Source organism: Streptomyces sp. NBC_01429 (assembly GCF_036231945.1).
Taxonomy (GTDB): domain Bacteria; phylum Actinomycetota; class Actinomycetes; order Streptomycetales; family Streptomycetaceae; genus Streptomyces.
The window spans coordinates 7,408,499-7,434,290 of sequence record NZ_CP109599.1; the positions used below are offsets into that span (position 1 = coordinate 7,408,499).

Annotated in this window: 18 protein-coding genes; 6 read left to right on the forward strand and 12 right to left on the reverse strand. The window is 70.7% G+C overall.

The window, feature by feature from the left end; genetic code table 11:
* Positions 1-176: 176 nt before the first annotated feature.
* The 7 genes from OG627_RS32665 to OG627_RS32695 all read right to left on the reverse strand — a co-directional run bounded on the left by OG627_RS32665 (position 177) and on the right by OG627_RS32695 (position 7,467).
* Entirely contained in the window at positions 177-1,076 is a 900-nt protein-coding gene (locus tag OG627_RS32665; RefSeq protein ID WP_329071336.1) for a PmoA family protein, read from the reverse strand.
* Positions 1,073-2,221, reverse strand: coding sequence for a Gfo/Idh/MocA family protein (locus OG627_RS32670; RefSeq protein WP_329071338.1), 1,149 nt, complete (start codon positions 2,219-2,221; stop codon positions 1,073-1,075). The genes OG627_RS32665 and OG627_RS32670 overlap by 4 nt, the downstream gene beginning before the upstream one ends.
* The gene (locus tag OG627_RS32675; RefSeq protein ID WP_329071341.1) at positions 2,218-3,123 is read right to left on the reverse strand and encodes a carbohydrate ABC transporter permease; all 906 of its coding nucleotides are present in this window, start codon (positions 3,121-3,123) and stop codon (positions 2,218-2,220) included. The genes OG627_RS32670 and OG627_RS32675 overlap by 4 nt, the downstream gene beginning before the upstream one ends.
* The gene (locus OG627_RS32680; protein ID WP_443073582.1) at positions 3,120-4,085 is read right to left on the reverse strand and encodes a carbohydrate ABC transporter permease; all 966 of its coding nucleotides are present in this window, start codon (positions 4,083-4,085) and stop codon (positions 3,120-3,122) included. The genes OG627_RS32675 and OG627_RS32680 overlap by 4 nt, the downstream gene beginning before the upstream one ends.
* A gap of 103 nt (positions 4,086-4,188) precedes the next feature.
* Positions 4,189-5,919 (reverse strand): L-arabinonate dehydratase, encoded by a 1,731-nt coding sequence (araD, locus tag OG627_RS32685; protein WP_329071342.1) that lies wholly within the window; start codon positions 5,917-5,919, stop codon positions 4,189-4,191.
* Positions 5,916-6,827, reverse strand: a complete 912-nt coding sequence (locus tag OG627_RS32690) for a dihydrodipicolinate synthase family protein (protein ID WP_329071344.1) — start codon at positions 6,825-6,827, stop codon at positions 5,916-5,918. The genes araD and OG627_RS32690 overlap by 4 nt, the downstream gene beginning before the upstream one ends.
* Complete coding sequence (locus OG627_RS32695; protein ID WP_329071346.1) at positions 6,814-7,467, reverse strand: GntR family transcriptional regulator; 654 nt, start codon at positions 7,465-7,467, stop codon at positions 6,814-6,816. The genes OG627_RS32690 and OG627_RS32695 overlap by 14 nt, the downstream gene beginning before the upstream one ends.
* A gap of 247 nt (positions 7,468-7,714) precedes the next feature.
* Here OG627_RS32695 and OG627_RS32700 point away from each other — a divergent pair, with 247 nt between their 5' ends.
* From OG627_RS32700 to OG627_RS32725, 6 genes are all read left to right on the forward strand, one after another.
* Positions 7,715-8,998 (forward strand): ABC transporter substrate-binding protein, encoded by a 1,284-nt coding sequence (locus tag OG627_RS32700; protein ID WP_329071348.1) that lies wholly within the window; start codon positions 7,715-7,717, stop codon positions 8,996-8,998.
* Positions 8,995-9,993, forward strand: coding sequence for a carbohydrate ABC transporter permease (locus tag OG627_RS32705; protein WP_443073583.1), 999 nt, complete (start codon positions 8,995-8,997; stop codon positions 9,991-9,993). The genes OG627_RS32700 and OG627_RS32705 overlap by 4 nt, the downstream gene beginning before the upstream one ends.
* Positions 9,990-10,928 (forward strand): carbohydrate ABC transporter permease, encoded by a 939-nt coding sequence (locus tag OG627_RS32710; RefSeq protein WP_329071350.1) that lies wholly within the window; start codon positions 9,990-9,992, stop codon positions 10,926-10,928. The genes OG627_RS32705 and OG627_RS32710 overlap by 4 nt, the downstream gene beginning before the upstream one ends.
* Positions 10,929-10,935: 7 nt before the next feature.
* On the forward strand, positions 10,936-11,544 hold the full coding sequence (locus OG627_RS32715; protein ID WP_443073584.1) for a hypothetical protein: 609 nt from the start codon (positions 10,936-10,938) through the stop codon (positions 11,542-11,544).
* A 101-nt stretch (positions 11,545-11,645) separates the two neighbouring features.
* Positions 11,646-14,390, forward strand: a complete 2,745-nt coding sequence (locus OG627_RS32720; RefSeq protein ID WP_329071352.1) for an exo-rhamnogalacturonan lyase family protein — start codon at positions 11,646-11,648, stop codon at positions 14,388-14,390.
* Positions 14,387-15,442, forward strand: a complete 1,056-nt coding sequence (locus OG627_RS32725; protein ID WP_329071354.1) for a rhamnogalacturonan acetylesterase — start codon at positions 14,387-14,389, stop codon at positions 15,440-15,442. The genes OG627_RS32720 and OG627_RS32725 overlap by 4 nt, the downstream gene beginning before the upstream one ends.
* Positions 15,443-15,451: 9 nt before the next feature.
* Here the strand turns inward: OG627_RS32725 and OG627_RS32730 are convergent, their stop codons facing one another.
* The 5 genes from OG627_RS32730 to OG627_RS32750 all read right to left on the reverse strand — a co-directional run bounded on the left by OG627_RS32730 (position 15,452) and on the right by OG627_RS32750 (position 25,706).
* Positions 15,452-19,369 (reverse strand): molybdopterin-dependent oxidoreductase, encoded by a 3,918-nt coding sequence (locus tag OG627_RS32730; protein WP_443073585.1) that lies wholly within the window; start codon positions 19,367-19,369, stop codon positions 15,452-15,454.
* A 166-nt stretch (positions 19,370-19,535) separates the two neighbouring features.
* Entirely contained in the window at positions 19,536-20,342 is an 807-nt protein-coding gene (locus OG627_RS32735; RefSeq protein ID WP_329071356.1) for a pectate lyase, read from the reverse strand.
* A 32-nt stretch (positions 20,343-20,374) separates the two neighbouring features.
* Positions 20,375-22,159 (reverse strand): rhamnogalacturonan lyase, encoded by a 1,785-nt coding sequence (locus tag OG627_RS32740; RefSeq protein ID WP_443073666.1) that lies wholly within the window; start codon positions 22,157-22,159, stop codon positions 20,375-20,377.
* A 252-nt stretch (positions 22,160-22,411) separates the two neighbouring features.
* On the reverse strand, positions 22,412-23,824 hold the full coding sequence (locus tag OG627_RS32745; RefSeq protein WP_329071358.1) for an RICIN domain-containing protein: 1,413 nt from the start codon (positions 23,822-23,824) through the stop codon (positions 22,412-22,414).
* 1 nt (position 23,825) lies between these two features.
* Positions 23,826-25,706 (reverse strand): family 43 glycosylhydrolase, encoded by a 1,881-nt coding sequence (locus tag OG627_RS32750; protein WP_329071360.1) that lies wholly within the window; start codon positions 25,704-25,706, stop codon positions 23,826-23,828.
* Positions 25,707-25,792: the final 86 nt, after the last annotated feature.

Sequence of the window (25,792 nt, forward strand, 5' to 3'; positions counted from 1 at the left end):
CCGGGCGGGCCGGGCGACCGTATCCGCAGGCGGGTGCGCGTGTGCGGGAGTGGTGACGAAGGCGGCGGACAGGACGGTCAGAGCGGTGAGTGCGACGCCTGCTGCGTGAAAACGTGTGCGGTGCGGGTGCGACATTGCGGCTCTCCTCACAGGGGTTCGGACAAGGCCCTACGTGCTCACGCCGTCACCGCCTTACGGGCGAGCGCCGCCGCGCCCGGCCGGTCGAGCCGGCCGTCCACCACGACGGTGACGACACGCCGGGCCGTGCTCCCGCCCTCGGGCAGCGGCATCCGCCGCTCCCAGGCCAGCGAGGAACCCACCCCGGGATATCCGGTGGTCCGCACGAACCACGGGTCGGCGCGGGTCTCCGCGTTCCCGCCGCAGAACAGCAGCGACCAGTCCCGTCCGGCGAGCACCAGCCAGTCGGCGGTGCGCCCGTGCACCGCCTCCTCGCCGGTCGCGTCGCCGGTGAACACGTCCGGCGCCGGGCCGTCCGCCTCCTGCCGGGGCGCGCGCCAGAAGAAGCCGCCGTACCCCGCGCCCGGCCGGCCGTTGGTGGCCGGGCTGCCCACGGAGAGATCCTCGCCCGACACATTGGTCAGCGCCGAGGTGAAGTCGAGGACCCACGCGTCGGCGGAGAGCGCGCCGGCGCTGATCGTCCGCCGCTCCCTGAGCAGCTCCCTCCCCCGGCGTTCCCAGGACAGCTCCTGCACACAGCCGTCGGGGTCCCGCAGGAGCCAGCCCGTGTGCTCCTGAGTGCCGTGGTTCTCCAGCTCCATGGGGCCCCGGTCGCGTACGTAGGTGCGCCCGCCCCAGAAGTTGACCCCGGGGAAGGTCGTTCCCGAGATGTCGGGGACGGCCATGGACACCCCCAGATGGTGTGCGTGGTCGGCCGGCCGCAGCTCGGTGACCGTGACCCCGCCGAGGGTGCGTACCGGATGCAGATAGGGGCGCGGCGAGAGCCCCGCCGGGATGCGCGTGTGGTCCGCCCGGTGGGCGTACGTGGCCACCGGGCGGCCGTCGCAGTGCAGCACCGTGGCCTCGGCGACGCCGGAAACGCGCGGCTCGATCTTCATGAGTGCACCTCCGCCGGGGGCGCGGCCCAGTCCGCGCCCAGCTCGGAAAATGTGGACAGGGACTCCGCGCTCCGGGCCACCAGGGCGTCGATCCCCCTGACGATCCGGCGCGGCCCGTTCCCGCCCGGCGCGCCGTACCAGGCGCCGGCGGGCAGCGGCGCGGGCAGCGGCGCGGTCCTGACGGACTCGACGATCCGCATGAAGGCGCCCGTGCGCTCCGGAGGTACGAGCAGCGGCGCGCCCTCGCGGACATGGGCGACGAGGTTCTCCAGCAGATCGGTACGGGCGTACTCGGTCTGCTCGGGGCCCCGGCCCGCGCGCTGCACCAGCACCCGGTCCTCCTTGTACCAGAAGGTGATCCGGCCGCTCTCCCCGTGGACCAGGACGTACGGCTCGCCCGGCTGCTCCGCGCACAGGGTGACGGCGACCGTCACGGGGGTGCCCCCGGTCGTGAGCAGCCGCAGACACGTGGTGTCGTCGGCCTCGATGTCGTTGGCCCGGAACTGCTCCAGCCGTACGTCCGTCACGGAGTCGGCCCGGTCGGAGCCGTCGATGCGCAGCGCCGTGGCGAGGGCGTGCGCCAGCGGATTGGTGAGCACCCCGTCCACCACGTCCCGTCCGTCCAGCGTGCGGCGGCCCGCCCAGGGCGCCCGGGTGTAGTACGCCTCGTCCCTGGCCCAGGCGCCGGCGGCGCCGATCCCGCGCACGGCCCCGATCGCCCCGTCCGCGATCAGCTCCCTGATCGCGTCCACCGCGTGGGAGCCCAGCGACTGGAAGCCGACCTGGCAGGCCGTACCGTACTTCTCCAGCCCGGTCAGGAGCGTCTCGTACGCGGCGAACGACGGTGTGGTGGGTTTCTCCAGCAGGGTGTGCACACCTCGGGAGGCGGCGGTGAGCGCCAGCTCCGTGTGGGTGTGGATGGGCGTGCAGATCACGGCGATCCGCGCGCCCGTCCGGTCCAGCAGCTCCCCGAGGTCCGCCGACTGCGCCGGCTCTCCGAGGCCCGTCAGCTCCTCGGCGCCGAGCGGTGTCAGCTCGCAGATCCCCACGAGCCTGACCAGTCCGGCCTCTTGCAGACGGCGGATGTTCAGCAGATGCGTACGGCCGTGACCGCGCGCCCCGGCCAGTACCACGGGCAGGCTCATCCCTTCACCGCCCCCGCGCTGAACCCGCTGATCAGCCACTTCTGGATGAAGGCGAAGACGATGACCACCGGCACCGCCGAGATCACACCGCCCGCCGCCAGCGCGCCGAAGTCCACACTGTCCGCCCCGATGAGGGTCGAGAGTCCGACCGGGATCGTCTGCTTGTCCTGGTCCATCAGGAACATCAGCGCGAAGAGGAAGTGGTTCCAGCTGTGCACGAAGGCGAACGAGCCCACGGCGATCAGTCCCGGCCGCAGCATCGGCAGTACGACGATGCGGAACGCCTGGAGCCGTGAGCAGCCGTCCACCCAGGCCGCCTCCTCCAGGGAGTAGGGCACGTTCTTGATGAACCCGCTGATCAGGATGATCGACAGCGGCAGCTGGAAGACGGTCTCCGCGAGGACCACGCTCACCGGGGAGTTGATCAGCTGGAGATTCTTGAAGATCTGGAAGAGCGGGACCAGCATCAGCGCGCCCGGGATGAACTGCGAGCACAGCAGCGCCAGCATGAAGCCCTGCTTGATACGGAAGTCGAAGCGCGCCAGCGCGTAGCCGCCGGCCAGCGCGACCACCGTGGTGCAGATCAGGGTGCCCACCCCGATCATCGCGCTGTTCTGGAAGAAGACGGAGAAGGCGCGCTCGTTCCACACCTTCTCGAAGTGGTCGAAGGTCATCGGCCACGGCACCAGCGAGTCGGAGCCGGCGGGACGCAGGGAGAACAGCAGCATCCAGTAGAAGGGAACGAGGGTGAAGAGCAGATAGAGGCCGAGCGGCAGATAGATCTGCCACCTGGGCACCTCGTCGAAGGCGCGCTCGCGCCTCCTCCTGCGGACCGGGGGAGACGGCCGGCCGCCGTCCGCGGGCGCGGCCGACGCGCTCTTCTCGGCGATGACGGCGGTCACTTGTGGTCGCCTCCGAACTTGCTCAGGCGCAGATAGAGAATCGAGCAGAAGAGAAGGATCGCGAACGCGACGGTGGTCAGGGCGGTCGCGTATCCGAAGTCGTGTGCCTCGAAGCCGGTGACCGCCACATACAGCGGCAGTGTGGTGGTGACACCGGCCGGGCCGCCCTTGGTGAGGGTGAGCAGCAGGTCGACGTTGTTGAACTCCCACACAGCCCTGAGCAGGGTGGACAGGATGATCGCGTCCCGCAGATGCGGCAGGGTGATGTGGAAGAACTGCCGGAAGCGGTTGGCCCCGTCGACGGAGGCCGCCTCGTACAGATCCCCGGGAATGGACTGGAGGTCCGCGAGGATGAGGATCGCGAAGAACGGCACGCCGCGCCAGAGTTCGGCCAGTACGGCGGCCCAGAAGACCGTGCCGGTGTCGGAGAGCACCGACGATCCGTACGTCCCGATGCCCGCGTCGGCGAGATAGCGGCCGACCCCGGTCGAGGGGTTGTAGAGCAGCAGCCAGATGGTCGTCGTCAGCACACCGGAGACGGCCCACGGCGAGAAGACCAGCGCGCGGGCGGCCGCACGGCCCAGGAAGGTCTGGTTGACCAGCAGCGCCAGCACCAGCCCGAAGGCCAGCTGGAGTGTGACCTCGGTGACGACCCACTTACCGCTGAAGACCAGGCTGTCCCAGAACAGCGGGTCCTCGGTGAAGATGCGGCGGAAGTTGTCGAGGCCCGCGAAGCCGTTCCGCCAGGGCTTGGTGACGTTGTAGTTCTGGAGGCTGTAGTAGAAGACACTGAGCATCGGATAGGCGATGAAGCCCAGCATCAGCAGCCCGGCGGGGGCGATCAGCAGATACGGGAGCCGGCGCGCCGACACCCCCGTACGGCGCGTCGGCTTCCCGCCCGCCGGCGGGCGGGGTGCGCGGGGCGGAGCCCCTGATGAGTCCTGCGCCACAGCTGAGGCCATGACTTGCTTCTCCGTTCCGTGGGTGAAGCGCTTCGCAGATGTTGTCCGACCGGTCGAACCAGTGGGGGGTGAGGCGGAGGGGGCGGCGAAGGCCGCCGCCCGCTCAGCCCACGTACGGGTCGGGCACCTCGCCCGGCCGGGCGAGGAAAGCGAAGTCGCAGCCGGTGTCGGCCTGGGTGATCTGCTCGTTGTAGAGGGCGCCGTAGCCGCGCCCGAACCGCTCGGGCGGCGCCGTCCAGTCGGCCCCGCGTCGTGCCAGCTCCTCGTCGCTCACGTGGAGATGGAGGCTGCGGGCCGCGACGTCCAGGGTGATGGAGTCCCCGGTCCGCACCAGCGCCAGCGGTCCGCCGACATACGACTCGGGCGCGATGTGCAGCACGCACGCGCCGTAACTCGTGCCGCTCATGCGGGCGTCGGAGAGCCGCACCATGTCCCGTACACCCTGCTTCAGCAGGTAGTCGGGGATCGGCAGCATGCCGTACTCGGGCATCCCGGGACCGCCCTTGGGGCCCGCGTTGCGCAGCACCAGCACATGGTCGGGGGTGAGGGCCAGGGCCGGGTCGTTGATGGTGCGCTGCATCGTGCGGTAGTCGTCGAAGACCATCGCGGGACCGGTGTGTTTGAGCAGGCGCGGCTCGGCGGCGATGTGCTTGATGACCGCGCCGTCGGGGCAGAGATTGCCGCGCAGCACCGCCACCCCGCCCTCCGGCGCGAGCGCGTCGTCCCGCTCCCTGATGACCCGCTGGTTGTGTACGAGCGCCCCGTCGAGCTGCTCGCGCAGTGTGGTGTGCGCGACGGTGGGGCGGTCCAGGTGCAGGACGTCCGTCAGCCGGGTCAGGAAGGCGGGCAGCCCGCCGGCGAAGTGGAAGTCCTCCATCAGATACCGCCCGCCGGGGCGGAGGTCGGCCAGCACCGGTACGGTCCGCGCGATCCGGTCGAAGTCGTCCAGGGTGAGCCGGATGCCGGAGCGCCCCGCCATCGCGATCAGATGGATCACCGCGTTGGTCGAGCCGCCCAGCGCGAGGACGGTGGCCACCGCGTCCTCGTACGCCTCCCTGGTCAGCAGCCGCGACAGCCGCAGATCCGACAGCACCAGCTCGACGACGCGCCTCCCGGAGGCGGCGGCCATCCGCTCGTGCCCCGAGTCGACGGCCGGGATGGACGACGCGCCGGGCATGGTCACTCCGAGCGCCTCGGCGGCGGCGGTCAGGGTGGAGGCGGTCCCCATGGTCATACAGGTCCCGGGGGAGCGGGCAAGCCCGTTCTCCAGCTCGGCCAGCTCCGCGTCGCCGATCAGCCCGGCGCGCCGCTCGTCCCAGTACTTCCACATGTCCGTGCCGGAACCCAGCACCTCGTCGCGCCAGTGCCCCGGCAGCATCGGCCCGGCCGGTACGAAGACCGTCGGCAGGTCCACACTGGCCGCGCCCATCAGCAGCGCAGGCGTCGTCTTGTCGCACCCGCCCAGCAGCACCGCTCCGTCGACCGGGTAGGAGCGCAGCAGCTCCTCGGTCTCCATCGACAGCATGTTGCGGTACAGCATGGGAGTCGGCTTCTGGAAGGTCTCGGAGAGTGTGGAGACCGGGAACTCCAGCGGGAAGCCGCCCGCCTGCCACACCCCGCGCTTGACCGCCTGCGCCCGCTCCCGCAGATGCACATGGCAGGGGTTGATGTCCGACCAGGTGTTGAGGACCGCGATGACCGGCTTGCCGAGGTGTTCCTCCGGCAGATAGCCGAGCTGGCGGGTGCGGGCCCGGTGGCTGAAGGAGCGCAGCCCCGACGCGATGTCGCTCCCGTACCACTGGTGGCTGCGGAGCTGCTCCGGCCGTACGGTCATATCGCCCACCCCGCGACCAGCGCGGCGACGGCGGCGCGCCGCTCCTCGCCCAGCTCGTGGCTCGGTGGCCGCAGATCGCGACGGCACAGCCCGAGGGCGGCCAGCGCCTCCTTGACCACGGTCACATTGTCGGCGGACTGGCTCGCGGCGCGCAGCTCCTCGAAGGGCCTGATCTGCTCCCACACCTTCATGGCGCCCGCGTAGTCCCCGGCCCGCAGCGACTCCAGCATCCCCAGCGAGACGGCCGGGGACACATTGACCAGCCCGGAGGTGAATCCGGTGGCCCCGCCCGCGAAGTACGAGGGCGCGTACAGCTCGGCGAGCCCCGCCACCCAGACGAACCGCTCCAGGCCCGCGTCGCGTGCGAAGGCAGCGAAGCGGGCGGCGTCCGGCACGGCGTACTTCGCGCCGATGACATTGGGGCACAGCTCCCCGAGCGCCGCGAGCGTCTCGCCGCGCAGCCGCGCGTTGCGGATGTACGGGACCACTCCCAGCTCGGGCACCGCCTCCGCGATGGCGCGGTGGTAGTCGATCCACCCGTCCTGCGACACGTAGGGGTGTACGGGCTGATGCACCATCACCATCCGGGCCCCGACGGCGCGGGCGTGGCGCGCCGAGGCCACCGCGGTGGGCACGTCGAGGCCGATCCCGACCAGGATCTCGGCCCGTCCCGCGGCCTCCTCGACGGTCAGCTCGGTCACCTCGCGGCGCTCGTCGGGGCTGAGCGCGTAGTACTCGCCGGTGTTTCCGTTGGGTGTGAGGGTGCGTACGCCGCCGTCGAGCAGCCGGCGCAGCAGCGCCCGGTGCGCGTCGGTGTCGAGGGTGTCCTCGGCGGTGAACGGGGTCACGGGGATCGCGACGACATCGGCGAGCGCGTCGCGCGACGACGTGAGATCAGGGCTGCTCATGGGTGGTCTCCTCGGGGAATGCCCGCTGTACGAAGGAGGCGATGTGATCGTGCAGGGCTTGTACGGCGCCGCCGGTGTCACCCGCGAGCGCCAGGCGCAGGATCTCCCGGTGCTCGGCGGCCTCCCGCTCCCAGGACGGGACGGCGGCCCACGCGACGGTCGAGACCAGGGCTGCCTGGTCGCGTACCTCGTCGAGCATCCTGGCCAGCAGCGGGTTGCCGCAGGGCAGATACAGCGCCCGGTGGAACTCCCGGTTGGCCAGGGAGCGTTCGGCCCGGTCCGCCGCCTCGTCCGCCCTGACCAGCGCCTCCCGCGCCGGCTCCAGCGAGGCGTGGCGGGAGAGCGAACGCCGTAGCGCCTCCGGTTCGAGGAGCATCCGTACGTCGTAGACCTCGTGGGCCATGGCGGCGTCGACCGTGCGCACGGTGACGCCCTTGAACTGGCTCATGACCACCAGACCGGTGCCGGCCAGGGTCTTGAGCGCTTCCCGTACGGGGGTCTTCGACACCCCGAACCCCGCGGCGAGTTCGGTCTCCACCAGCGGCTGTCCCGGACTGAGCCCTCCGGTGAGTATGGAGTGTTTGATCGCTTCGAGAACGTACTGCGTGCGGGAGGGGATCGGACTCGGGGCGAAGGCCATCGGCGCTCTCAGATCTCGTGTCTCATATATGACGTACGAAGTACGACGCGATGAAGCTAAGTCGCTCCGTATGTTTCGTCAATGCTTCGCGCAGAAGTGGTACGCGGTTTCCGGTCGCGGCGGTGTGTTCCTGGTGAAGCGCTTCGGCTGATGTCGTCCGAACCGTTGACGTAGGCCGTGGAGGTCCATAACTTCTAGCGGCAAGCGCTTACCTAAAACGATTCAATGAGTCACTGGAGGGCGTACTGTGCCTACGACCGGGAGCGTTGACCGACGCGGTGTGCTCAAGATCGCGGGCGGCTCGTTGGCCGCTCTCGGCCTGACGGCGGCCGGCTGCGGGGCGGGCAGCGGATCGGGCGACGGGAGTGTGACGATCCGGTACGCGTGGTGGGGTTCCGACGACCGCGCGAAGAGGATCAACCAGACGATCGCCCTCTTCGAGAAGAAGTACCCGAAGATCAAGGTCAAGACGGACTTCCAGCCCTACCTGGACTTCTGGAAGAAGTTCAACACCCAGGCGTCCGGCGGCAATCCGCCCGACGTCTTCCAGAACGCCATCGGGTTCCTGCGCAAGTACGACGAGAAGAACGTCCTGCTCGACCTCGGCGATCAGGTCAAGGCCGGAAACCTCAGTATGGACGGCTTCCGGGCCGGGCTGGAGAAGTTCGGCGAGGTCGACGGCAAGCTGCTCGGTGTCCCCGTCGGCAGCAACTCCATGGCGCTGGTCATCGACGAGAACGTCTTCCGGAAGGCGGGGATCACCCCGAAACCCGGCTGGACCTGGGACGACTTCGACGCCGCCATGGTCAGGATCAGGGACACCCAGGGCCGGGCCGGCGACAGCGGGATGTACGGGGTCATGTACCTCTACGACCTCTATCTGCGCCAGCACGGCAAGGCGTTCTTCACCACGAAGGGCCTCGGCTTCACCGAGGCCGACCTCAAGCAGTGGTGGACCAAGGCGTACGCCGGGGTCGAATCGGGCGTCTACTCGGACCCCAGGAAGGTCGCGCAGATCAAGCCTAAGTCCGCGCTCGCCGCCGAACTCGCGGGCTGCGAGTTCACCTGGGACAACTTCACCGTGCGCTACACCTCCGAGGGCAAGAGCAGCTACGGCCTCGCGCCCATCCCCACCACCGACGGCAAGAGGACCGGCCAGTACCTCGGCTCCCTGATGCTGAGCGGCTCCCGGCGCACCAAACACCCCAAGGAAGTGGCCCAGTTCATCGACTTCATGGTCCATGACCCCGAGGTCGCCACCATCATGGGCTACGACCGGGGCGTCCCCACCACCACCGCGCAGTACGAGGCGTTCAAGCCCACCGACGAGGTCAACCGGGACATCGCCGCCTACGAGGACCGGCTCGTCGCGTCCGGTGTGCTGGAGGAGATCACCCCGCACCCCTCGGGCGCCGATGTCGCCGAGTCGGCCTTCCTCCGGCTCGCCGAGGAACTCGCCCTGGGCAAGCGGTCGGTGGACGACGCCGTGGGTCAGTTCTTCAGCGAGTCGAAGACGGCCATCGGCCAGTGAGCGGATCCACGGTGGCACCCGGCAGACCCACGGCGCCGGACCTGCCGCGAGACTCCCGGCCGCGCCCCGGCCGGGGCGGCCCCGGCGGCCGCGCCCCGCGGCGGCGCGGCCGCCGGGAGAACCTGGCGGGACTGCTCTTCATGTCCCCCTGGATCGCCGGGTTCCTGCTGCTGACAGCGGGCCCGATGATCGCCTCGCTCTACTTCGCCTTCACCGACTACAACCTGTTCGACGCCCCGAAGTGGATCGGGCTGGACAACTTCACCGAGATGTTCGACGACGCCCGCTGGCGCCACTCGGTCTCCGTGACGCTCTGGTACGTGGTCGTCGGCACCCCGCTCAAGCTGGCGGCGGCGCTCGCGGTGGCGCTGCTGCTCAGCCAGCAGCGGCGCGGACAGGCGTTCTACCGGGCCGCGTTCTACGCGCCGTCCCTGATCGGCGCGAGCGTCTCCATCGCCATCGTCTGGAAGGCGATCTTCTCGGACGACGCCGTGGTCGACCGCGCCCAGCGGCTGTTCGGCCTCCCCGCCGGCGGCTGGGTCGGCGACCCCGACATGATCGTCTACAGCTTGGTCGCGCTCACCGTCTGGCAGTTCGGCGCGCCCATGGTGATCTTCCTCGCCGGGCTCAAGCAGGTGCCCGTCTCGCTCTACGAGGCGGCGGAGGTCGACGGCGCCGGGCCACTGCGCCGGTTCTGGAACATCACCCTGCCGATGATCTCGCCGGTGCTCTTCTTCAACGTCCTGCTGGAGACCATCCACTCGTTCCAGATCTTCGGCTCGGCCTACATCCTCGGCGGCGCCGGCGGCACCTGCGGCCCGGCCGACGGCACGCTCGTCTACACCTGTTACCTCTACATCCAGGGCTTCGAGAACAGCCGGATGGGAATGGCCTCGGCCATGGCCTGGATGCTGCTGCTCGCGGTGGGCCTGGTGACCGCTGTGCTGTTCTGGTCCCAGAGACGCTGGGTGCACTACGAGGAGGCGGCCCGATGACCACGCCGCGTACACAGCAGTCCCCGAGGCCGGACCCGGCCACCGCCCCGGCACCGGCCCCGCGCCCTGACCCGGCCGCGGCCGTACGGGCCGCCTTCCGCCGCCGGAGCGCCGGTTCGCTCGCCTGGCATCTCGGCTCCCTCGCGGTCCTCGCCGTGGTGCTCTACCCGGTGATCTGGGTGATCGGCGGCTCGTTCAAACCGAACGACGAGATCGTCGGCAGCCTGGAGCTGTTCCCCACCGCCCCGGTCATCGAGAACTTCACCCGGCTCACCGACGGGATCGCGGACATCCCGATCACCACCTTCTTCGTCAACTCCACGGTGCTGGCGCTGGGTTCGGTCGTCGGTGTGCTGTTCTCGTGCTCCCTGGCGGCCTACGCCTTCGCCCGGATCGGATTCGCCGGACGCGATCTGCTCTTCACCCTGATGATCGGCACCCTGCTGCTGCCGTACCACGTCCTGCTGATCCCGCAGTACGTGCTGTTCCAGAAGCTCGAACTGGTCAACACCTACGCGCCCCTGCTGCTGGGCAAGTACCTGGCCACGGAAGCCTTCTTCGTCTTCCTGATGATGCAGTTCATCCGGAACCTGCCGAAGGAGCTGGACGAGGCGGCGCGCCTCGACGGCTGCGGGCACGCCCGGATCTACTGGTCGATCGTGCTGCCGCTGTGCCGGCCCGCGCTGATCACCAGCGCCATCTTCACCTTCATCAACGCGTGGAACGACTTCATGGGCCCGCTGATCTATCTCAACGAGCCCGACAAGTACACCGTCTCGCTGGCGCTGAAGATGTTCGTGGACCAGGACGGCGTGGCCAACTACGGCGGCATGATCGCCATGTCGCTCATCGCCCTGCTGCCCGTGCTGCTCTTCTTCCTCGCCTTCCAGCGCTATCTGATCGACGGTATGGCCACCTCCGGACTGAAGGGCTGAGCAGGGTATGAGCGCGCTCGATATGACGGGCCGTCAGGAGGACGCCCCACGGGGCGAGTCCGGCTTCATGCGGGGCTTCGGTGTCTTCGCCGAGTCTCTGCTGACCGGCGTGTGGATCGCGCTGGCCGCGCTGCCCCTGCTCACGCTGCCCGCCGCCTTCGCCGCCGGGACGGCGCATCTGCGCCGGGTGCTGGCCCACGAGGTCTCCACCTGGCGGGAGTTCACCGCGGACCTGAGGGCCGCCGCCCGGCGCGGCTGGCTGGTCGGGGTGGCCGGCTGGGGGGCGGCCTGGCTGCTCTACGCCGATCTGGTCGTCGTACGGGCCGGGCTGCCCGGCGGATCCTTCGCCGGTACGGTCGGGGTGCTGACCATGCTCGGGCTGCTCGCCGCCGGGCTGCGGGCGGCCGTGCACTGGCGGCCCGGCGCCTCGTGGCGGGCGCTGCTGCGCGACGCCGCCCGCCGTACCGTACGGGACCCCGCCGGATCGCTGCTGCTGATCTGCGGCCTGGCCGTGGTGCCGGTGTCGGCGTGGTTCGCCGCGCCGCTCGCCGCGCCCGCGCTCGGGGTGGTGGCTGCGGCGGCGCTGGCCGTCGAGCGCCGCCACCCGGCCCGCTGAACCGTCCCCGACCGGCCCGCTGAACCGCGCCACCCCGTACGCCTCCGCGCCGTTACCCGCGCCCGCACCGACGTATGTCATGCGCATGAAAGGAATGCGAAATGTCTCCCATCCCTCGCAGGTCCCTGCTCAAGGCCGCCGCCGTCGCGGGCGCCGCCACCCAGGTCAGCTGGGCGCTCGCCGGGCAGGACGCCCACGCCGCCGAGTCCCGCGCCGCCTCGGCCGGCGAACCCGTCGGTGTCGGCTGGCTGGAGGACGACGGACTGGGCGCGGCACCCGGATCGACCTTCGGCGTGCCGTGGAGCCGGGGCACGCACCCCGCGGGCACGACCTTCGCGCTGGCGACCGAGGACGGCCGGGCCGTCCCCGTACAGACCTGGCCCACCGCCTACTGGCCGGACGGCTCGCTCAAGTGGACCGCGCACGCGGTCGGCCCCGCCGCCGCCGGGGCCGAGCGCTTCACCCTCGCCGCCGGTACCCCCGCCGCCCCCGCGAAGAAGGTCACCGTCAGCGCCACCCAGCGGAAGATCACCGTCGACACCGGGGTCATCAAGGCGGTCATCGGCAAGGACGGCTCCCGGCTCGTCGAGTCGGTGACCCGGGGCTCCACGAAGATCGCCACCGACGGCCGTCTCGTCCTGCTCCGGCAGGGCGAACTCGACGACGGCGAGCACGCCACCGCCAAGTGGGAGCGGTTCGACGGCGAGATCAGCGGCGCCCGCGTCGAACAGCGGGGCCCCGTGCGGGCGGTGATCCGCATCGACGGCAAACACCGCAAGGGCAGCCGCCGTTGGCTCCCCTTCAGCGTCCGCCTCTACTTCTACGCGGGCGCCGAGTCCTTCCGTATGGTGCACACCATCACCTACGACGGCGAGCAGACCCCCGGCCGGAACAAGGGCGACTTCATCCGCGGCCTCGGCGTCCGCTTCACCGTCCCCATGCGCGACGCCGCCTACGACCGCCACGTCCGCGTCGCCGGCGAGGGCAAGGGTTTCCTGACCGAAGCCGTCCAGGGCATCACGGGCCTGCGCCGCGACCCCGGCGCCCACGTGCGCGGCGCCCAGGTCAAGGGCGAGAAGCTGCCCGACCCCGCCACCTGGGACCAGCGCGTCACCACCCGCCTCCCGTACATCCCCACCTGGGGCGACTACACACTGGCCCAGCTCTCCGCCGACGGCTTCAGCCTGCGCAAGCGCACCAAGCCGGGCCACGGCTGGATCACGGCGGGCGGCGGCGGCCGGGCCAACGGCTTCGGTTACGTGGGCGGCGTCAGCGGCGGCCTCTCCTTCGGGCTGCGCGACTTCTGGCACAAACACCCCGCCCAGCTCGACATCCGGGGCGCCGCGGACGACGAGGCCGAGGTCACACTCTGGCTCTGGTCGCCGGAGGCCCAGCCGATGGACCTGCGCTTCTACCACGACGGAATGGGCCAGGACACCTTCCCCGAACAGATCGAGGGCCTCAACATCACCTACGAGGACTACGAGCCGGGCTTCGGCACCCCGTACGGCATCGCCCGCACCAGCGAGCTGATGTTCTGGGCCAACGACACCACCCCCACCGCCGCCGAGCTGGTCGCCCAGTCCCGGACGGTCCACACCCCGCCCCAGCTCGCCGCGAGCGCCGAAGCCCTCACCGGAGCGGGCGTGTTCGGCGGGCTGTTCGCACCGGTCGACCGCTCCGTACCGGCCAAGGCCGAGATCGAGGACCAGCTCGACTTCCTCTTCACGTACTACCGGGACCAGGTCGAGCAGCGCCGCTGGTACGGCTTCTGGGACTACGGCGACTTCATGCACAGCTACGACGAGGACCGCCACCAGTGGCGCTACGACGTCGGCGGCTACGCCTGGGACAACTCCGAACTCTCGCCCGACCTCTGGCTCTGGTTCGCCTATCTGCGCTCCGGCCGCGCCGACATCTTCCGCTTCGCCGAGGCACTGACCCGGCACACCGGCGAGGTCGACGTCTACCACCTCGGCAAATGGGCCGGGCTCGGCACCCGGCACGGCGTGCAGCACTACGCGGACAGCGCCAAGCAGCAGCGCATCTCCACCGCCGTCTACCGCCGCCCCTACTACTACCTCACCGCGGACGAACGGGTCGGCGACCTCATGCACGCCCTCGTCGACTCCGACGAGACCTTCCTCGCCCTCGACCCCCTGCGCAAGATCCGCACCGAGCCCTACGAGCCCGACCGCAACGCCCTGTCCATCGGCTTCGGCACCGACTGGAGCGGGCTCGCCGCCGCCTGGCTCACCGAGTGGGAGCGCAAGGGCCCCAAGGCCGCCAGGGCCGAGGCCAGACTGCGCTCCACCATGGAGACCATCGGCGCGCAGCCCAACGGATTCGTCCAGGGCTCCGGTCTCTACGACCTCGACACCGGGAAGTTCGCGGTCGCCGCCGAGCCCGTGGTGAGCGTCTCCCACCTCTCCGCGATGTTCGGCCTGGTCGAGATGTGCGCCGAGCTGATCGACCTCATCGACCAGCCGAAGTTCAAGGAAGCCTGGCTGGACTACTGCCGCTACTTCAACGCCACCAAGACCGAACAGGCCGCACGGTACGGCACGAACTTCGGCAGCCTGCTGCTCTTCCAGGGCCACTCGCGCCAGGACGCCTACGCGGCTGCGCAGTTGGGCGACGCGCGGCTGGCCGCGCGCGCCTGGGACAAGTTCTACGACAGCGACGCCTACACCTCGGCCATGAAGTGGGACAAGACACCGCTCGAAGGGCCCGACGTCCTCGAACCCGGCTACGAGAACCTCCGGATCAACAGCAACGAGACCGCCCTGTTCGGACTCGCCGCCATCCAGAACCTCGCGCTCGTGGGCGACAGGATCCCGAGGTGACCGCCCCCGGACGCGCCGCCGTCACCCTGCTGGCGGCGCTCACCGCCGTCACCGGACTCCTCGCCGTGCCCGCCGCGGCCCGCACACCCGCGCGGCCGTCCGTCCCCGCCGAGTGCGCCGGAACCGCCCCCGTGGTCTGCCACTTCGACGTCCCGCCGGGCACGTACGAGGTGACGGCCCTGCTCGGCGGCGCGCGTGAGGGCAGCACCGGCGTCCAGGCGGAGGCCCGCCGCACGATGCTCGCCGAGACCGCCACCCGGGCCGGACAGGTGGTGCGGCGCGGCTTCACCGTGGACGTACGCGACCCCGAGGGGGAGCCGACCAGGCCCGGCGGCGCCCCCGGCCTCGACCTGCGCTTCGACGGCGCTGCCCCCCTCCTCGCCGGGCTGCGGGTCACCGCGGCGCCCCGGAGCCCCCAGCTCCTGCTGGCCGGCGACTCGACCGTCTGCGACCAGCCGGCCGACCCGTACACCGGCTGGGGGCAGCAGCTTCCGCAGTACTTCACGAGCGGCATCTCGGTCGCCAACTACGCCGCGTCCGGGGAGGGTTCGCAGTCCTTCCTGGACGACCCGGTGCTCTTCAGCGCCGTCGAGTCCCGGGTGCGCCGGGGCGATCCGGTGCTGATCCAGCTCGCCCACAACGACAAGCAGACCCCGGCGGAGGTCTACCGCGCCAACCTCACCGAGATGGCCCAGCGGATCCGGGACCGGGGCGGCCGGCCCGTCTTCGTCACCCCGATCGTCCGCCGCTGGTTCAACTCCGACGGCACCCTCGACAACGGCACCGCCCTCCACGTCAACGGCCTGGGAGTGAACCTGCCCGGCGAGATGCGCGCGCTCGCCCGGGAGCTGGACGTACCGCTCATCGACCTCACCGCGCTGACCAGGCGACTGGTCGAGGAGGCGGGCCCGGAGGGCTCCAAGGCCCTCTACCTCTACGACGAACAGCGCGACAACACGCACACCTCGGTACGGGGAGCCACCGCGTTCGCCGCCCTCGTCCTCGGCGAACTCCGGGACCGGCACCTCGTACCCCGCCGGGTGGTGCGCTGAGCCCGGCGATCAGTACACGTCGCGGACATACCGCCGCTCGGCGGCCAGCCCCGTGACATAGGCGTCGGCCGCCTCCCGCGTGAGACCGCCATGGACCACGGCGATCTCACGCAGGGCGCGGTCCACGTCCTTGGCCATCCGCGAGGCGTCCCCGCACACATAGAAGTGGGCGCCGTCCTGGAGCCAGGACCACAACCCGCGGCCGTGCTCGCGCATCCGGTCCTGGACATACACCTTGGCGCGCTGATCGCGCGAGAAGGCGGTGTCCAGCCGGGTCAGGAAGCGGTCGCGGCGCAGCTCCTCCAGCTCCTGGCGGTAGTAGAAGTCCGTTGCGCGGCGCTGCTCCCCGAAGAAGAGCCAGTTGGCGCCCGGATGCCCCAGGGCGCGCCGCTCCTCCAGGAACCCGATGAAGGGGGCCACTCCGGTACCGGGCCCCACCATCACCATGGGGACGGCGGGGTCGGCCGGCGGATGGAAGTGGGCGGAGCGCCGCACCTGGACCGCGACCGGCGTCCGGGGCGGCGCGTCGGCGAGGAAGCAGGACGCGACCCCCTTGCGCGGCCGGCCGTGGCGGTTCTCGTACCGGACGACGGAGACCGTCAGCCGGAGCAGTCCCGGATCGGTGAGCGGACTGGAGGAAATGGAGTAGAGCCGGGGCCGCAGGCGCTGGAGACAGCCGGCCCACTCGCCCGGGGTGGCGCGGACCGCGTGCTCCGCGACGACATCGACGGCCTGCCTGCCCCAGCTCCACCGGGAGAGTTCGCCCGTGTTGCCCGGCCGCAGCAGCTTCCTGAGGGTCCGGTCGCCGGTACGTTCGGCGACCAGCCTCAGCAGACCGGGGGTGATACGGGCGATGTCCAGCTCGCGGCGCAGCGCCTCGCCGAACGGTACGGTCCCGCGACCGGGCACGTCGACCTCGGCGGCGGGATCGAGGCCGGTGGCGGACAGCCACTCAGCGACGAGGTCGGGACAGTTCAGCGGCTGTACGGCCAGCGCGTCACCGGCCCGGTGGTCGAGGGGCGTCGCGCTGTCTCGGGTGTCGAAGGTGAACTGCCGTACCTCCTTGGCGGCGCCCGGCAGACCGAGCAGCCGGTTGCCGGAGAGCAGGGCGACGGCGGGTGCGGCACGGCCGGTCCCGGCGGCGGGCGCGTCGGCGGGTGTGGCGGCGGGCGCTCCGGCGGGCCCGCCCGTGGCCCCCAGAGCGGTGAGCACCTGGTCGAGCCACTGCCCGGCGGGCTCCTCGTACTCCGGTTCGCAGTCGGTGCGCGGGACCAGCCGCCGTGCGCCGAGCCGGCCGAGGCGCTCGTCCAGCCTGCGGCCGTGGCCGCAGAAGTCACCGTACGAGGAGTCCCCGAGGGCGAGCACCGCGTACCGGACCCCCTCCAGCCGGGGGACATCGGGCGCGCTGAGCGCCGACCAGAACCGCGCGCCGTTGTCGGGCGCGTCGCCGTCGCCGAACGTGCTGGTGACCAGGAGCAGATCGGCGGTGCGCGGCAGCGTGCCGGGCGGCTGGTCCTCCATGGTGACCAGCCGCGCCGCCCGCCCGCCGTCGGCCAGCCGCCGCGCGGCGAGCGCCGCCACCGCCTCGGCGTTGCCGGTCTGCGAGGCCCACAGCACGAGGACCTCACGACCGGGCGCGCGGGGGACGCCATTGGTCCCGGGGACGCCGGTCGCCTCCGCAGCCGCCCCTTCCCCCTCCTCCCGTGGTGCGCCGAGGCCGGTCAGGGAGACGGCGCAGGACTTGAAGCCGGGCTGGAACGAGATCGGGTCCACCGCGTCGTCCGTCACCGCGTTGACGCTCAGATCCGCGCCGAACAGGTCGTTCCAGTGGAACGGCGCGAAGCAGTCCCCGGCCCGTACGCGATCGGTCAGCACGGCGGGCAGCACCGCCCGGCCCCGCCGGGAGGCGACCTCCACCCGGTCGCCCTCCGCGATCCCCAGCGCCAGCGCGTCCTCGGGGTGGATCTCCACGAAGGGACGGGGGTTGAGCTTGTTGAGCCGCGCGATCCTGCCGGTCCTGGTCAGCGTGTGCCACTGGTGGGGGAGCCGGCCCGTGTTCAGGACGTACGGGAAGTCCCCGTCCGGCAGCTCCGCCGGGGGCAGGTGCGGACGGGCGAAGAACACGGCGCGGCCGGAGGCGGTGGGGAAGGCGAGCCGGGGCCGGGTGCCGTCGGCCCGTACCACCGGATCCCGGCCCGTCCCGTCGGTCAGGTAGCGCACCGGATTGCGGTCGGGCCCCTCCGGGTGCGCGCTGGGCCACTGCACGGGGGTACGGCGCAGCCGCTCGTACGTCACCCCGCTCAGGTCGTAGCCGGTCTTCGGGTTCCGGGCGCGCTTGATCTCCTCGAATATCTCCTCCGCGCTCCCGTAGCCGAAGGCGTCCTCGTACCCCATCTCGCAGGCGACCCGCGCGATGATCCGCCAGTCGGGCCATGCCTCGCCCGGCGGCTCCACGGCCTGCCGGCCGAGGGTCAGATCGCGCTCCGAGTTGACCAGCACCCCCTCGGACTCCGCCCAGAGGGCGGCCGGCAGCACGATATCGGCGTGGGCGTTGGTCTCGGTCTCGGCGAACACGTCCTGGGTGATGACCAGTTCGGCCGCCATGAGCCCCTCGACGACCGTCCTGCGGTTGGCGACCGAGGCGACGGGGTTGGTGCAGATGATCCAGCACGCCTTGACCTCCCCGTCCGCCATCCGCCGGAACAGGTCCACGGTGCCGGCGCCGAAGCCGTCCGCCCGTACCGTCCCCGGCGCGACGCCCCACAACTCCTCGGTGAACGCCCGTTCTTCGGCCACCAGCACCGACCGCTGGCCGGGCAGACCGGGACCCATGTAGCCCATCTCGCGGCCCCCCATCGCGTTGGGCTGGCCGGTGAGGGAGAAAGGGCCGCTGCCGGGGCGGCAGATCGCGCCCGTCGCCAGATGCAGATTGATCAGGGCGTTGGTGTTCCAGGTGCCGTGGGTGGACTGGTTGAGCCCCATCGTCCAGCAGCTCATCCACTCGCCCGCGCCGCCGATCCACTCGGCCGCCCTGCGGATGTCCTCCTCCGGCAGACCGGTGATCTCCGCGACCCCGGCGGCCGGGTAGTCCTGGAGGAAGGCCGGCATGGCCTCCCAGCCCTCGGTGTGTCCGGCGATGAACTCCGGGTCGGTGCGGCCGTTCTCGACGAGCAGCCGCAGCAGTCCGTTGAGCAGCGCGAGATCCGTACCGGGCCTGATCGGCAGATACAGATCCGCCTTCGCGGCGGTGGCGGTCCGCCGCGGATCGACCACGATCAGCTTGGCGCCCGCCTTGACCCGCTCCATGAGCCGCAGGAAGAGGACCGGGTGGCAGTCCGCCATGTTGGAGCCGATGACGAGGAAGACATCCGCGTGCTCGAAGTCCTCGTACGAGCCGGGCGGGCCGTCCGCGCCGAGGGACAGCTTGTAGCCGCTGCTCGCACTCGCCATGCACAGCCGGGAGTTGGACTCGATGCGGTTGGTGCGCAGGAACCCCTTGGCGAGCTTGTTGGCCAGGTACTGCGCCTCCAGGCTCAGCTGCCCCGACACGTAGAGGGCGAGGGCGTCCGGGCCGTGGGTGTCCACGATCGTACGCAGCCGGTGCGCGGTCTCCTTGATCGCCGCGTCCCGCGCGAGGGGCGCGGCCGGGCCGCCGCGCTCCGCCCGTACCAGCGCGGTCGTCAGCCGTCCTGGCGCGGCGAGCATCTCGGCGCTCGTCACCCCCTTGGTGCACAGCCGCCCCGCGTTGGCCGGGTGGGCCTTGTCGCCGGACACCTTGAGGACGGTGCGACGGCCGTCGGCGCCCGCCGCGACATCGAGGACGATGCCGCAGCCGACACCGCAGTACGAGCAGACCGTACGCACCTGGGAGACGGCGCCCGGCCGCGCACCGGCCCGCGCGTCGGCCTGCGGGGTCCTGACGGTCACGGGCGGGCCTCTTTCGTGGACGGTCCCGGCCGTCTGCGCCGGGCCGGGCCCACGAACGTAACGACGCCTCGTTACCCGGAGATCACACCGGGCACGCCAGGTCGGTTACGCCCCTCACACAGCGGTGTGGACCGTCGTGTGAGGGGCGGCGCGACGCCCGGCTCGCCTACTTGTAGGTGAGGTCCGAGGCGCTGTACTTGCAGTAAGTGCCGTCCGCGTCGGTGCCGTTCTTCGTCGGCTCCGCCCCGGTGCTGTTCCCGATGTACTTCTGGCAGGGGACGATCTTCTTGCTGCTGTCCCCGACGATGGTGATCCCGCGCAGGGTCAGCGAGTCGCCGTAGTTGGTGTTGATCCCGCCGATGACACTGCCGGGCGCGGTGATCTCCGTATTGGTCACGGTGATGGTCCGCTTGTACTGGGTGGAGCAGTTGCCGCAGGAGCGGACGAAGGTCTTGAAGTCCTGGCCGGCGAAGTTGGAGATGTTCAGTGTGCCGCTGCCGTTGAACTGGAAGATCTTGTCCTCGGCCTTGCGCGCCCCGCCGCCGGTGACGGTGAAGGTCTTGCCGGTGCCGCGGAAGGTGGCCGCGTCCTCGCCGACATCCTCCCACCACACGTTCTGGAGCGTGCAGCTGCCGGAGCAGTGGATGCCGTCGGCGGCGGGGGCGCCGATGATGACGTTCTTCAACGTCGTGCCGTCGGCGAGCTTGAAGATCGGGTCCTGGTCCTCGTTCTGCCCGCCGGTGCCGAGCGCGCCGGTGCCGTAGTAGCGCTTCATGCCGCCGTCGACGCTGCCGCTGATGTTCTTCGTCGCGCTCACGGCCTCGCTGCCGTTAGCCGACGGCCAGGTGGCGGCCGTGGCGGTGGGCAGTGTCAGACCGGTGGCGAGCGCGCCGAGGGTGAGGGCGAGGGCGCCGGCGCCGCCGGCGATCACCCGCCGCTGCCGGCCGCCGGGCCGGCTGAGTCGTTCGGTCATCTGGGGACGCTCCTTGGAGAGAGTGCGGATGATCACGGTGTGGTGATGGCCGGCCGCGGCGGTGTCGGCATCTGGTCGCCGATGAAGAAGCTCGGGTGCGGCGGCTGGTTGTACGCGGTGTTCTGCCAGGCGAGCGCCGTCCGGTACTGCCGGTCGTGCAGCAGTGTGGTGATCTTCCGGTCGGTCTCGTACGGGGTGGAGTAGATCCGCAGCGCGGTGTTGTCACTGGTCGGCCAGATGACCTCCTCGCGCCAGTCGCCGAGGATGTCGCCCGACAGCGACGGGGTGGCCTTGGTGCCGTTGTTGGAGTGCACCCCGGACGCGGTCAGCAGCCGGGTGTCGGACGACGGGCCGTACTTGTCGATCCGGGTGCCGTCGAGCAGTTCACGCACCGGATCGCCGTCCCACCAGGCGAGGAAGTTGGTCGAGGACGGCTTGCGGCCGATGGCGGCGCCGCTGGTGCTGCGGAGCGAGCCGTCGGAGGCCGACCACATCTCGGCGCCGGGACTGCCCGCCCAGATGTCGCCCGCCACTCCGCGCCCGTTGTCACCGGACGCCGGTGTCGACCACAGGATCTGTCCGGTCCTGGCGTCGGCGAAGTACGACGAGGGCTTCGTGGACTCCTCGTCCACCTTGAAGTATTCGAGCCCCGGGCGCGACGGGTCGAGGTCGCCGAGGTGCGCCGCGTCGCCGTGGCCGTTCTTGGTCGTCCACAGTCCGGAGCCGTTGTCGTCGACCGCCATGGAGCCGTAGACGATCTCGTCCTTGCCGTCGCCGTCGACATCGCCGATGGCCAGCGCGTGATTGCCCTGGCCGTCGTAGCCCTTGCCGGTGTTGGTGGAGCTGTTGGTGTCGAACGTCCAGCGCCGGGTGAGCTGACCGTTCCGGAAGTCCCAGGCGGCGATCACCGTGCGCGTGTAGTAGCCCCGCGCGCTGATCAGCGAGGGCCTGGCGCCGTCCAGATAGGCCGTCCCGGCGAGGAACCGGTCCACCCGGTTGCCGTACGAGTCACCCCACGAGGAGACCGTGCCGCGCGGCACCACATAGTCGACCGTGCTGAGCGCCGCGCCCGTCCGGCCGCTGAACACCGTCAGGAACTCGGGCCCGTCCAGGACGTATCCGGCCGAATTCCGGTAGTCGGCCGAGGCGTTGCCGATGACCTTGCCCGCACCGTCGATGGTGCCGTCGGCGGTCTTCATGGCGATCTCGGCCTTGCCGTCGCCGTCGTAGTCGTAGACCTGGAACTGGGTGTAGTGGGCGCCGGAGCGGATGTTGCGGCCCAGATCGATCCGCCACAGCCGCTGGCCCTGGAGGGTGTAGCCGTCGATGATGGTGTTGCCGGTGACGCCGGACTGTGAGTTGTCCTTGGCGTTGGTGGGCTGCCACTTCAGCACGAGGTCGAGATCGCCGTCCCCGTCGAGATCGCCGACGGAGGCGTCGTTCGCCTCGTACGTGTAGTCCGAGCCGCCCGGCGGGACCTGGATCGGCACGTCGAGATAGCCGGAGCGGAACTGGACGGCGCTGGGGGAGGCGGCCTGTTCCGTACCGTTGACGATGGCACGCACCGTGTAGTCCGCCGAGTTCGGCGCGTCCTTGTGCAGATAGTTGGTGGTGGTGATCGGCTGGGTGTTGACCTTGACGGAGCCTCGGTAGAGGTTGAAGGTCACGTTGTCCGCGTCGGTGGCCAGCCAGCGCCAGCTGACCAGGTTGTCGTTGCCGGTGTGCACGCTGACCAGGCCCCGGTCGAGCCGTTCCAGCTGCGCGGCGGCCGCGAGCCGTGTCCCGGGTTCGGCGGATCCTGACAGCGGGGCCACCATGCCGGTCAGCAGCGCGCAGGCCGGTGCGAGTACGGCCAGCGCGGCCCAGCGGCGGGCCCGCCACCCGCCCGCCGCGGGTGGGTGATCGGGGCGAACTCTGTACGAGTGGGGTGCGAACCGCACGGGTTGTCCTCCGGAGGGTGGGGGGAAAGAGGTGTCCCTCTGCCTCCCAGTCGCCGCCCGCGCGGAAAAGGTTGCCGCCGGGCGGCCCCGGTCTCCCGGGACCGCCCGGCGGCGAGGGCGGTCCCTCGCTCAACCGGAGCGGCTCCACTGCTGGTTGGTCGCCCCGGAGCAGGCGTACGTGATGATCCTGGCCGAATCGGCGGTGGACGCGCCGGTGACGTCGAGGCACTTCCCACTGGCGCGGGAGGCCAGGGTGACGTATCCGGCGGTCGTGGTCACCCTCCACTGCTGCTCGCTCGCCGTGCCACAGGCCCGCTGCTGCACCTCGGAGGCCGCCTCCGTCAGACAGAGCGAACTCTGACGGCCCATCAACTGGACGTATCCGTCACCGGTGTTCCTGAACCAGAACCGCTGGTTGCCGCCGCCGTTGCAGGTGTACTGGGTGACGGCGACGTTGTCGAGGATCGACTGGCCGGGGACGTCGGCGCACTTGCCGCTGTGCCGGGCGGTCAGCGACTCGTAGGGGCCGCCGGAGCCGGAGACCGTGCCCGTCCCGGTGTCGATGGTGATCTCCGGGTACCAGTCCATGGTCATGGTGGTGCTGGTCGGGAAGGCCAGCGGGAGCCACACGTACCGCGAGTCGTTGACCGTCCTGCCGAAGGAGTTGCCCCACCGGTCGCCCAGATAGAGGTACGACGTCGTCGAGGTGCCCTGGACCGGGAGGACGTACGCCGTCTGGGAGTTGTACGTGGTGGAGTCGCCCACGTTCCGCATCGCGCTCCACGGCCCGGCGAGCGAGGTGGCGGTCGCGTACTGCTGCTGGTTGGCGCTCCAGCCCGTGGCGCCGGACGTCAGCATGAAGTACACGCCGCCCCGCTTGAACAGCGCGGGCGCCTCGCGGTGGCCGCCGGGCCAGGGGTTGGCGACCAGGGCGGCGATGGCGGTGTAGTCGGCGGTCAGCCGGTAGATCTGGAGGTCGTAGTTCTCCCGGGCGGCCGAGACCATGTAGCCGGTGCCGTCCGTGTCGGTGAACAGGGTGATGTCGCGCGACATGTGGGTGTCGAGCGGCCGGAAGCTGCCCTTCCAGGAGTAGTTGCCGTCGACCGTCGAGGAGGTGGCCACGGCGGCCCGCGCCTCGCTGTAGTCCGTGGCGCTCTCCTTGTGCATCCACATCACGAACTGCCCGGTCGCCGCGTTGTAGACCACCTTGGGCCGCTCGATGTTGGCGGTGGCCAGCTCGGGGGCGGTGGCCTGGGTCAGGACATGGTTGCGGAACTCCCAGTTCCTGAGGTCCGAGGAGCGGTACGCGGAGACGTAGCGGAAGGTGTTGTCCGCGTTGCGGTTCTCGCCGAACCAGTAGTACCAGTCGCCGACCTTGATGACCCCGCCACCGTGGGCGTGCACCAACGCGCCCGTGGTGTCGGTGAACTGGGTGCCGCTGAGGACGGTCACGGGTCCGGCGGCCCGCGCCGTGCCGGGCACCCCCAGCAGGGTCGCGGCCCCGACGCAGAACGCGAGCAGCAGCGCACGTATCCGGCGCATGTCAGACACTCTCCTTCAGCACCGTGAAGTGGCGGGCGAAACCGGAGAGTCCGGGCAGCTGCCGGATCGGGGTCCAGGTGTTCAGCCCGTCGAGACTGTCGCTGTAGTAGTACTTCTGCTCGGCGTAGCCGTCGAAGTAGATCCGCCAGGCGCCGTTGTCCAGCCGGACGAGCGCGGGCCCCTCGCGCCAGCTGCCCCAGCCCGCCCAGTCGCCGGTGCCGGTGAAGGTGTACGGGCCCGCGAGCCGGTCGGCGACGGCGTGCTCCAGGTACTTGGTGGTCTCCTGCTTGGTGATGGCGTGGTACTTGCCGCCGTGCCGCACCACGAAGGTGTCGATGTAGTTGGACCCGTCCAGCCCCGCCACCGGCCGCGGGGTGGTCCAGCGGGTCAGGGACGCGTCGGTCGCGGTGAGCAGATGCGGCCGGAAGGTGTAGTTGTTCGTGGTGTCGAGGGAGACCACGACATGCACACTGCCGTCCGCGTCCACGAACCACTCGGGTGCCCAGGTACGGGCGAGCCCGCTCACCGCGAGCGTGTGCCGCGTGACGAACTGCCAGGTCGTACGGTCCCCGCTGCGGGCGATCCCGATCGTGTTCCCGGTCCAGTCGGTCGTGTACACGATGTAGTAGTAGCCGTCGGTGTGCCGGATCAGGCTCGGGTCGCGGATCAGCCCGGAGGGCGGGGTGTAGGCCGGCCCCTTGAGCAGTGTGTAGGCGAGCGCGTCGGCCGACTCGTACACGTACATGTTGGATTCGCTGGAGTTGGTGAAGGCCGTCATCGTGTACCGCGTCGTCGCGGTGCCGGTGTCCGTGGCCGGCGCGTCCGCCACCGGGACGCCGAAGTCGGGGGTGCCGTCCCGCTTCCAGCCCAGCTCCTGGATCCGGGTGTGCCGGTTGGGGTCGTTCAGCGGGTCGCCGCTGATCTCCTTGTACCGCCGGGCGTGATAGACGAGGACATCGGTCCTGCCGTCCTCCGCCACCGTGAAGGAGTTGTGCCCCGGGCCGTACTGTCCTGTGGTGTCACTGCTGGTGAGGACCGGGGTGGCGGACTTCGTCCAGGACGCCGGGTCGAGCAGATCGGCGCGGGTGTCCGCGCTCAGCAGCCCGACGCAGTAGTGGTGGTCGGTGGCGCTCGCCGAGTACGAGAGGAAGACGCGCCCGTTCCGCTGGATGACGGCCGGCCCCTCGTTGACCCGGTACCCGACGCACTCCCAGTCGAACTCGGGTGTGGTGAGCCTGATCTGAGGACCCTTCAGGGTCCAGGGGTTCGCCATGGCGGAGAGGAACACACCGGTGTTGTTGTCCATCCCCGGCTCGTACTGCGCCCAGGCGAGATAGCGGGTGCCGCGGTGGGTGAAGGTGGTGGCGTCCAGCGAGAAGGTGTCCCAGGCGGTGGCGATCCGCCCCTTCTCCCGCCAGGTGCCCAGGAACGGGTCGGGGCTGTCGTTCTCCAGCACCCACATCCGGATCTTCCACACGTCGTCCGTGCGCCCGGCGGCGAAGTAGATGTACCACTTCCCGTCGATGTGGTGCAGCTCGGGCGCCCAGATGTGGGCGCCCATGTCCCCGCTCGTGTGCTTCTTCCAGATCACCGACTCCTCGGCGTTCGCCAGCCCCGCCAGGGTGCGCGAGCGGCGCAGGATGATCCGGTCGTACTCCGGCGCCGTCGCCGTGAAGTAGTAGGTGCCGTCCGGGTGACGGTGGATGTACGGGTCGGCGCGCTGTTCGACCAGCGGGTTGCGGTACCCGGGACCCGGCGCCGCGGCCGGGACGGCGCCGGGAGGGGCGGCGGCGTGGGCGACACCCGGCAGCGCTGTCAGGGCACCGGCGGCCAGCGCTCCCTTCAGTACCAGTCGGCGGCCGGGGACGTCACTGCGGCTCATGCAGTCTCCCTTTTCGGGGCGGAGGGGTGCGTTCGGTATGTCGAACGTCATCTGTGATCCCGAACGCCGAAACCGTAAGGGCGTGT

Excerpts from the sequence above, each read along its gene's own strand:
- OG627_RS32710 (WP_329071350.1), top strand. The coding sequence starts at position 9,990 with ATGACCACGCCGCGTACACAGCAGTCCCCGAGGCCGGACCCGGCCACC.
- OG627_RS32680 (WP_443073582.1), bottom strand. The coding sequence starts at position 4,085 with ATGGCCTCAGCTGTGGCGCAGGACTCATCAGGGGCTCCGCCCCGCGCA.
- OG627_RS32745 (WP_329071358.1), bottom strand. The coding sequence starts at position 23,824 with ATGCGCCGGATACGTGCGCTGCTGCTCGCGTTCTGCGTCGGGGCCGCG.
- OG627_RS32670 (WP_329071338.1), bottom strand. The coding sequence starts at position 2,221 with ATGAGCCTGCCCGTGGTACTGGCCGGGGCGCGCGGTCACGGCCGTACG.
- OG627_RS32750 (WP_329071360.1), bottom strand. The coding sequence starts at position 25,706 with ATGAGCCGCAGTGACGTCCCCGGCCGCCGACTGGTACTGAAGGGAGCG.
- OG627_RS32735 (WP_329071356.1), bottom strand. The coding sequence starts at position 20,342 with ATGACCGAACGACTCAGCCGGCCCGGCGGCCGGCAGCGGCGGGTGATC.
- araD (WP_329071342.1), bottom strand. The coding sequence starts at position 5,919 with ATGACCGTACGGCCGGAGCAGCTCCGCAGCCACCAGTGGTACGGGAGC.
- OG627_RS32715 (WP_443073584.1), top strand. The coding sequence starts at position 10,936 with ATGAGCGCGCTCGATATGACGGGCCGTCAGGAGGACGCCCCACGGGGC.
- OG627_RS32720 (WP_329071352.1), top strand. The coding sequence starts at position 11,646 with ATGTCTCCCATCCCTCGCAGGTCCCTGCTCAAGGCCGCCGCCGTCGCG.
- OG627_RS32740 (WP_443073666.1), bottom strand. The coding sequence starts at position 22,159 with ATGGTGGCCCCGCTGTCAGGATCCGCCGAACCCGGGACACGGCTCGCG.
- OG627_RS32665 (WP_329071336.1), bottom strand. The coding sequence starts at position 1,076 with ATGAAGATCGAGCCGCGCGTTTCCGGCGTCGCCGAGGCCACGGTGCTG.
- OG627_RS32690 (WP_329071344.1), bottom strand. The coding sequence starts at position 6,827 with ATGAGCAGCCCTGATCTCACGTCGTCGCGCGACGCGCTCGCCGATGTC.
- OG627_RS32695 (WP_329071346.1), bottom strand. The coding sequence starts at position 7,467 with ATGGCCTTCGCCCCGAGTCCGATCCCCTCCCGCACGCAGTACGTTCTC.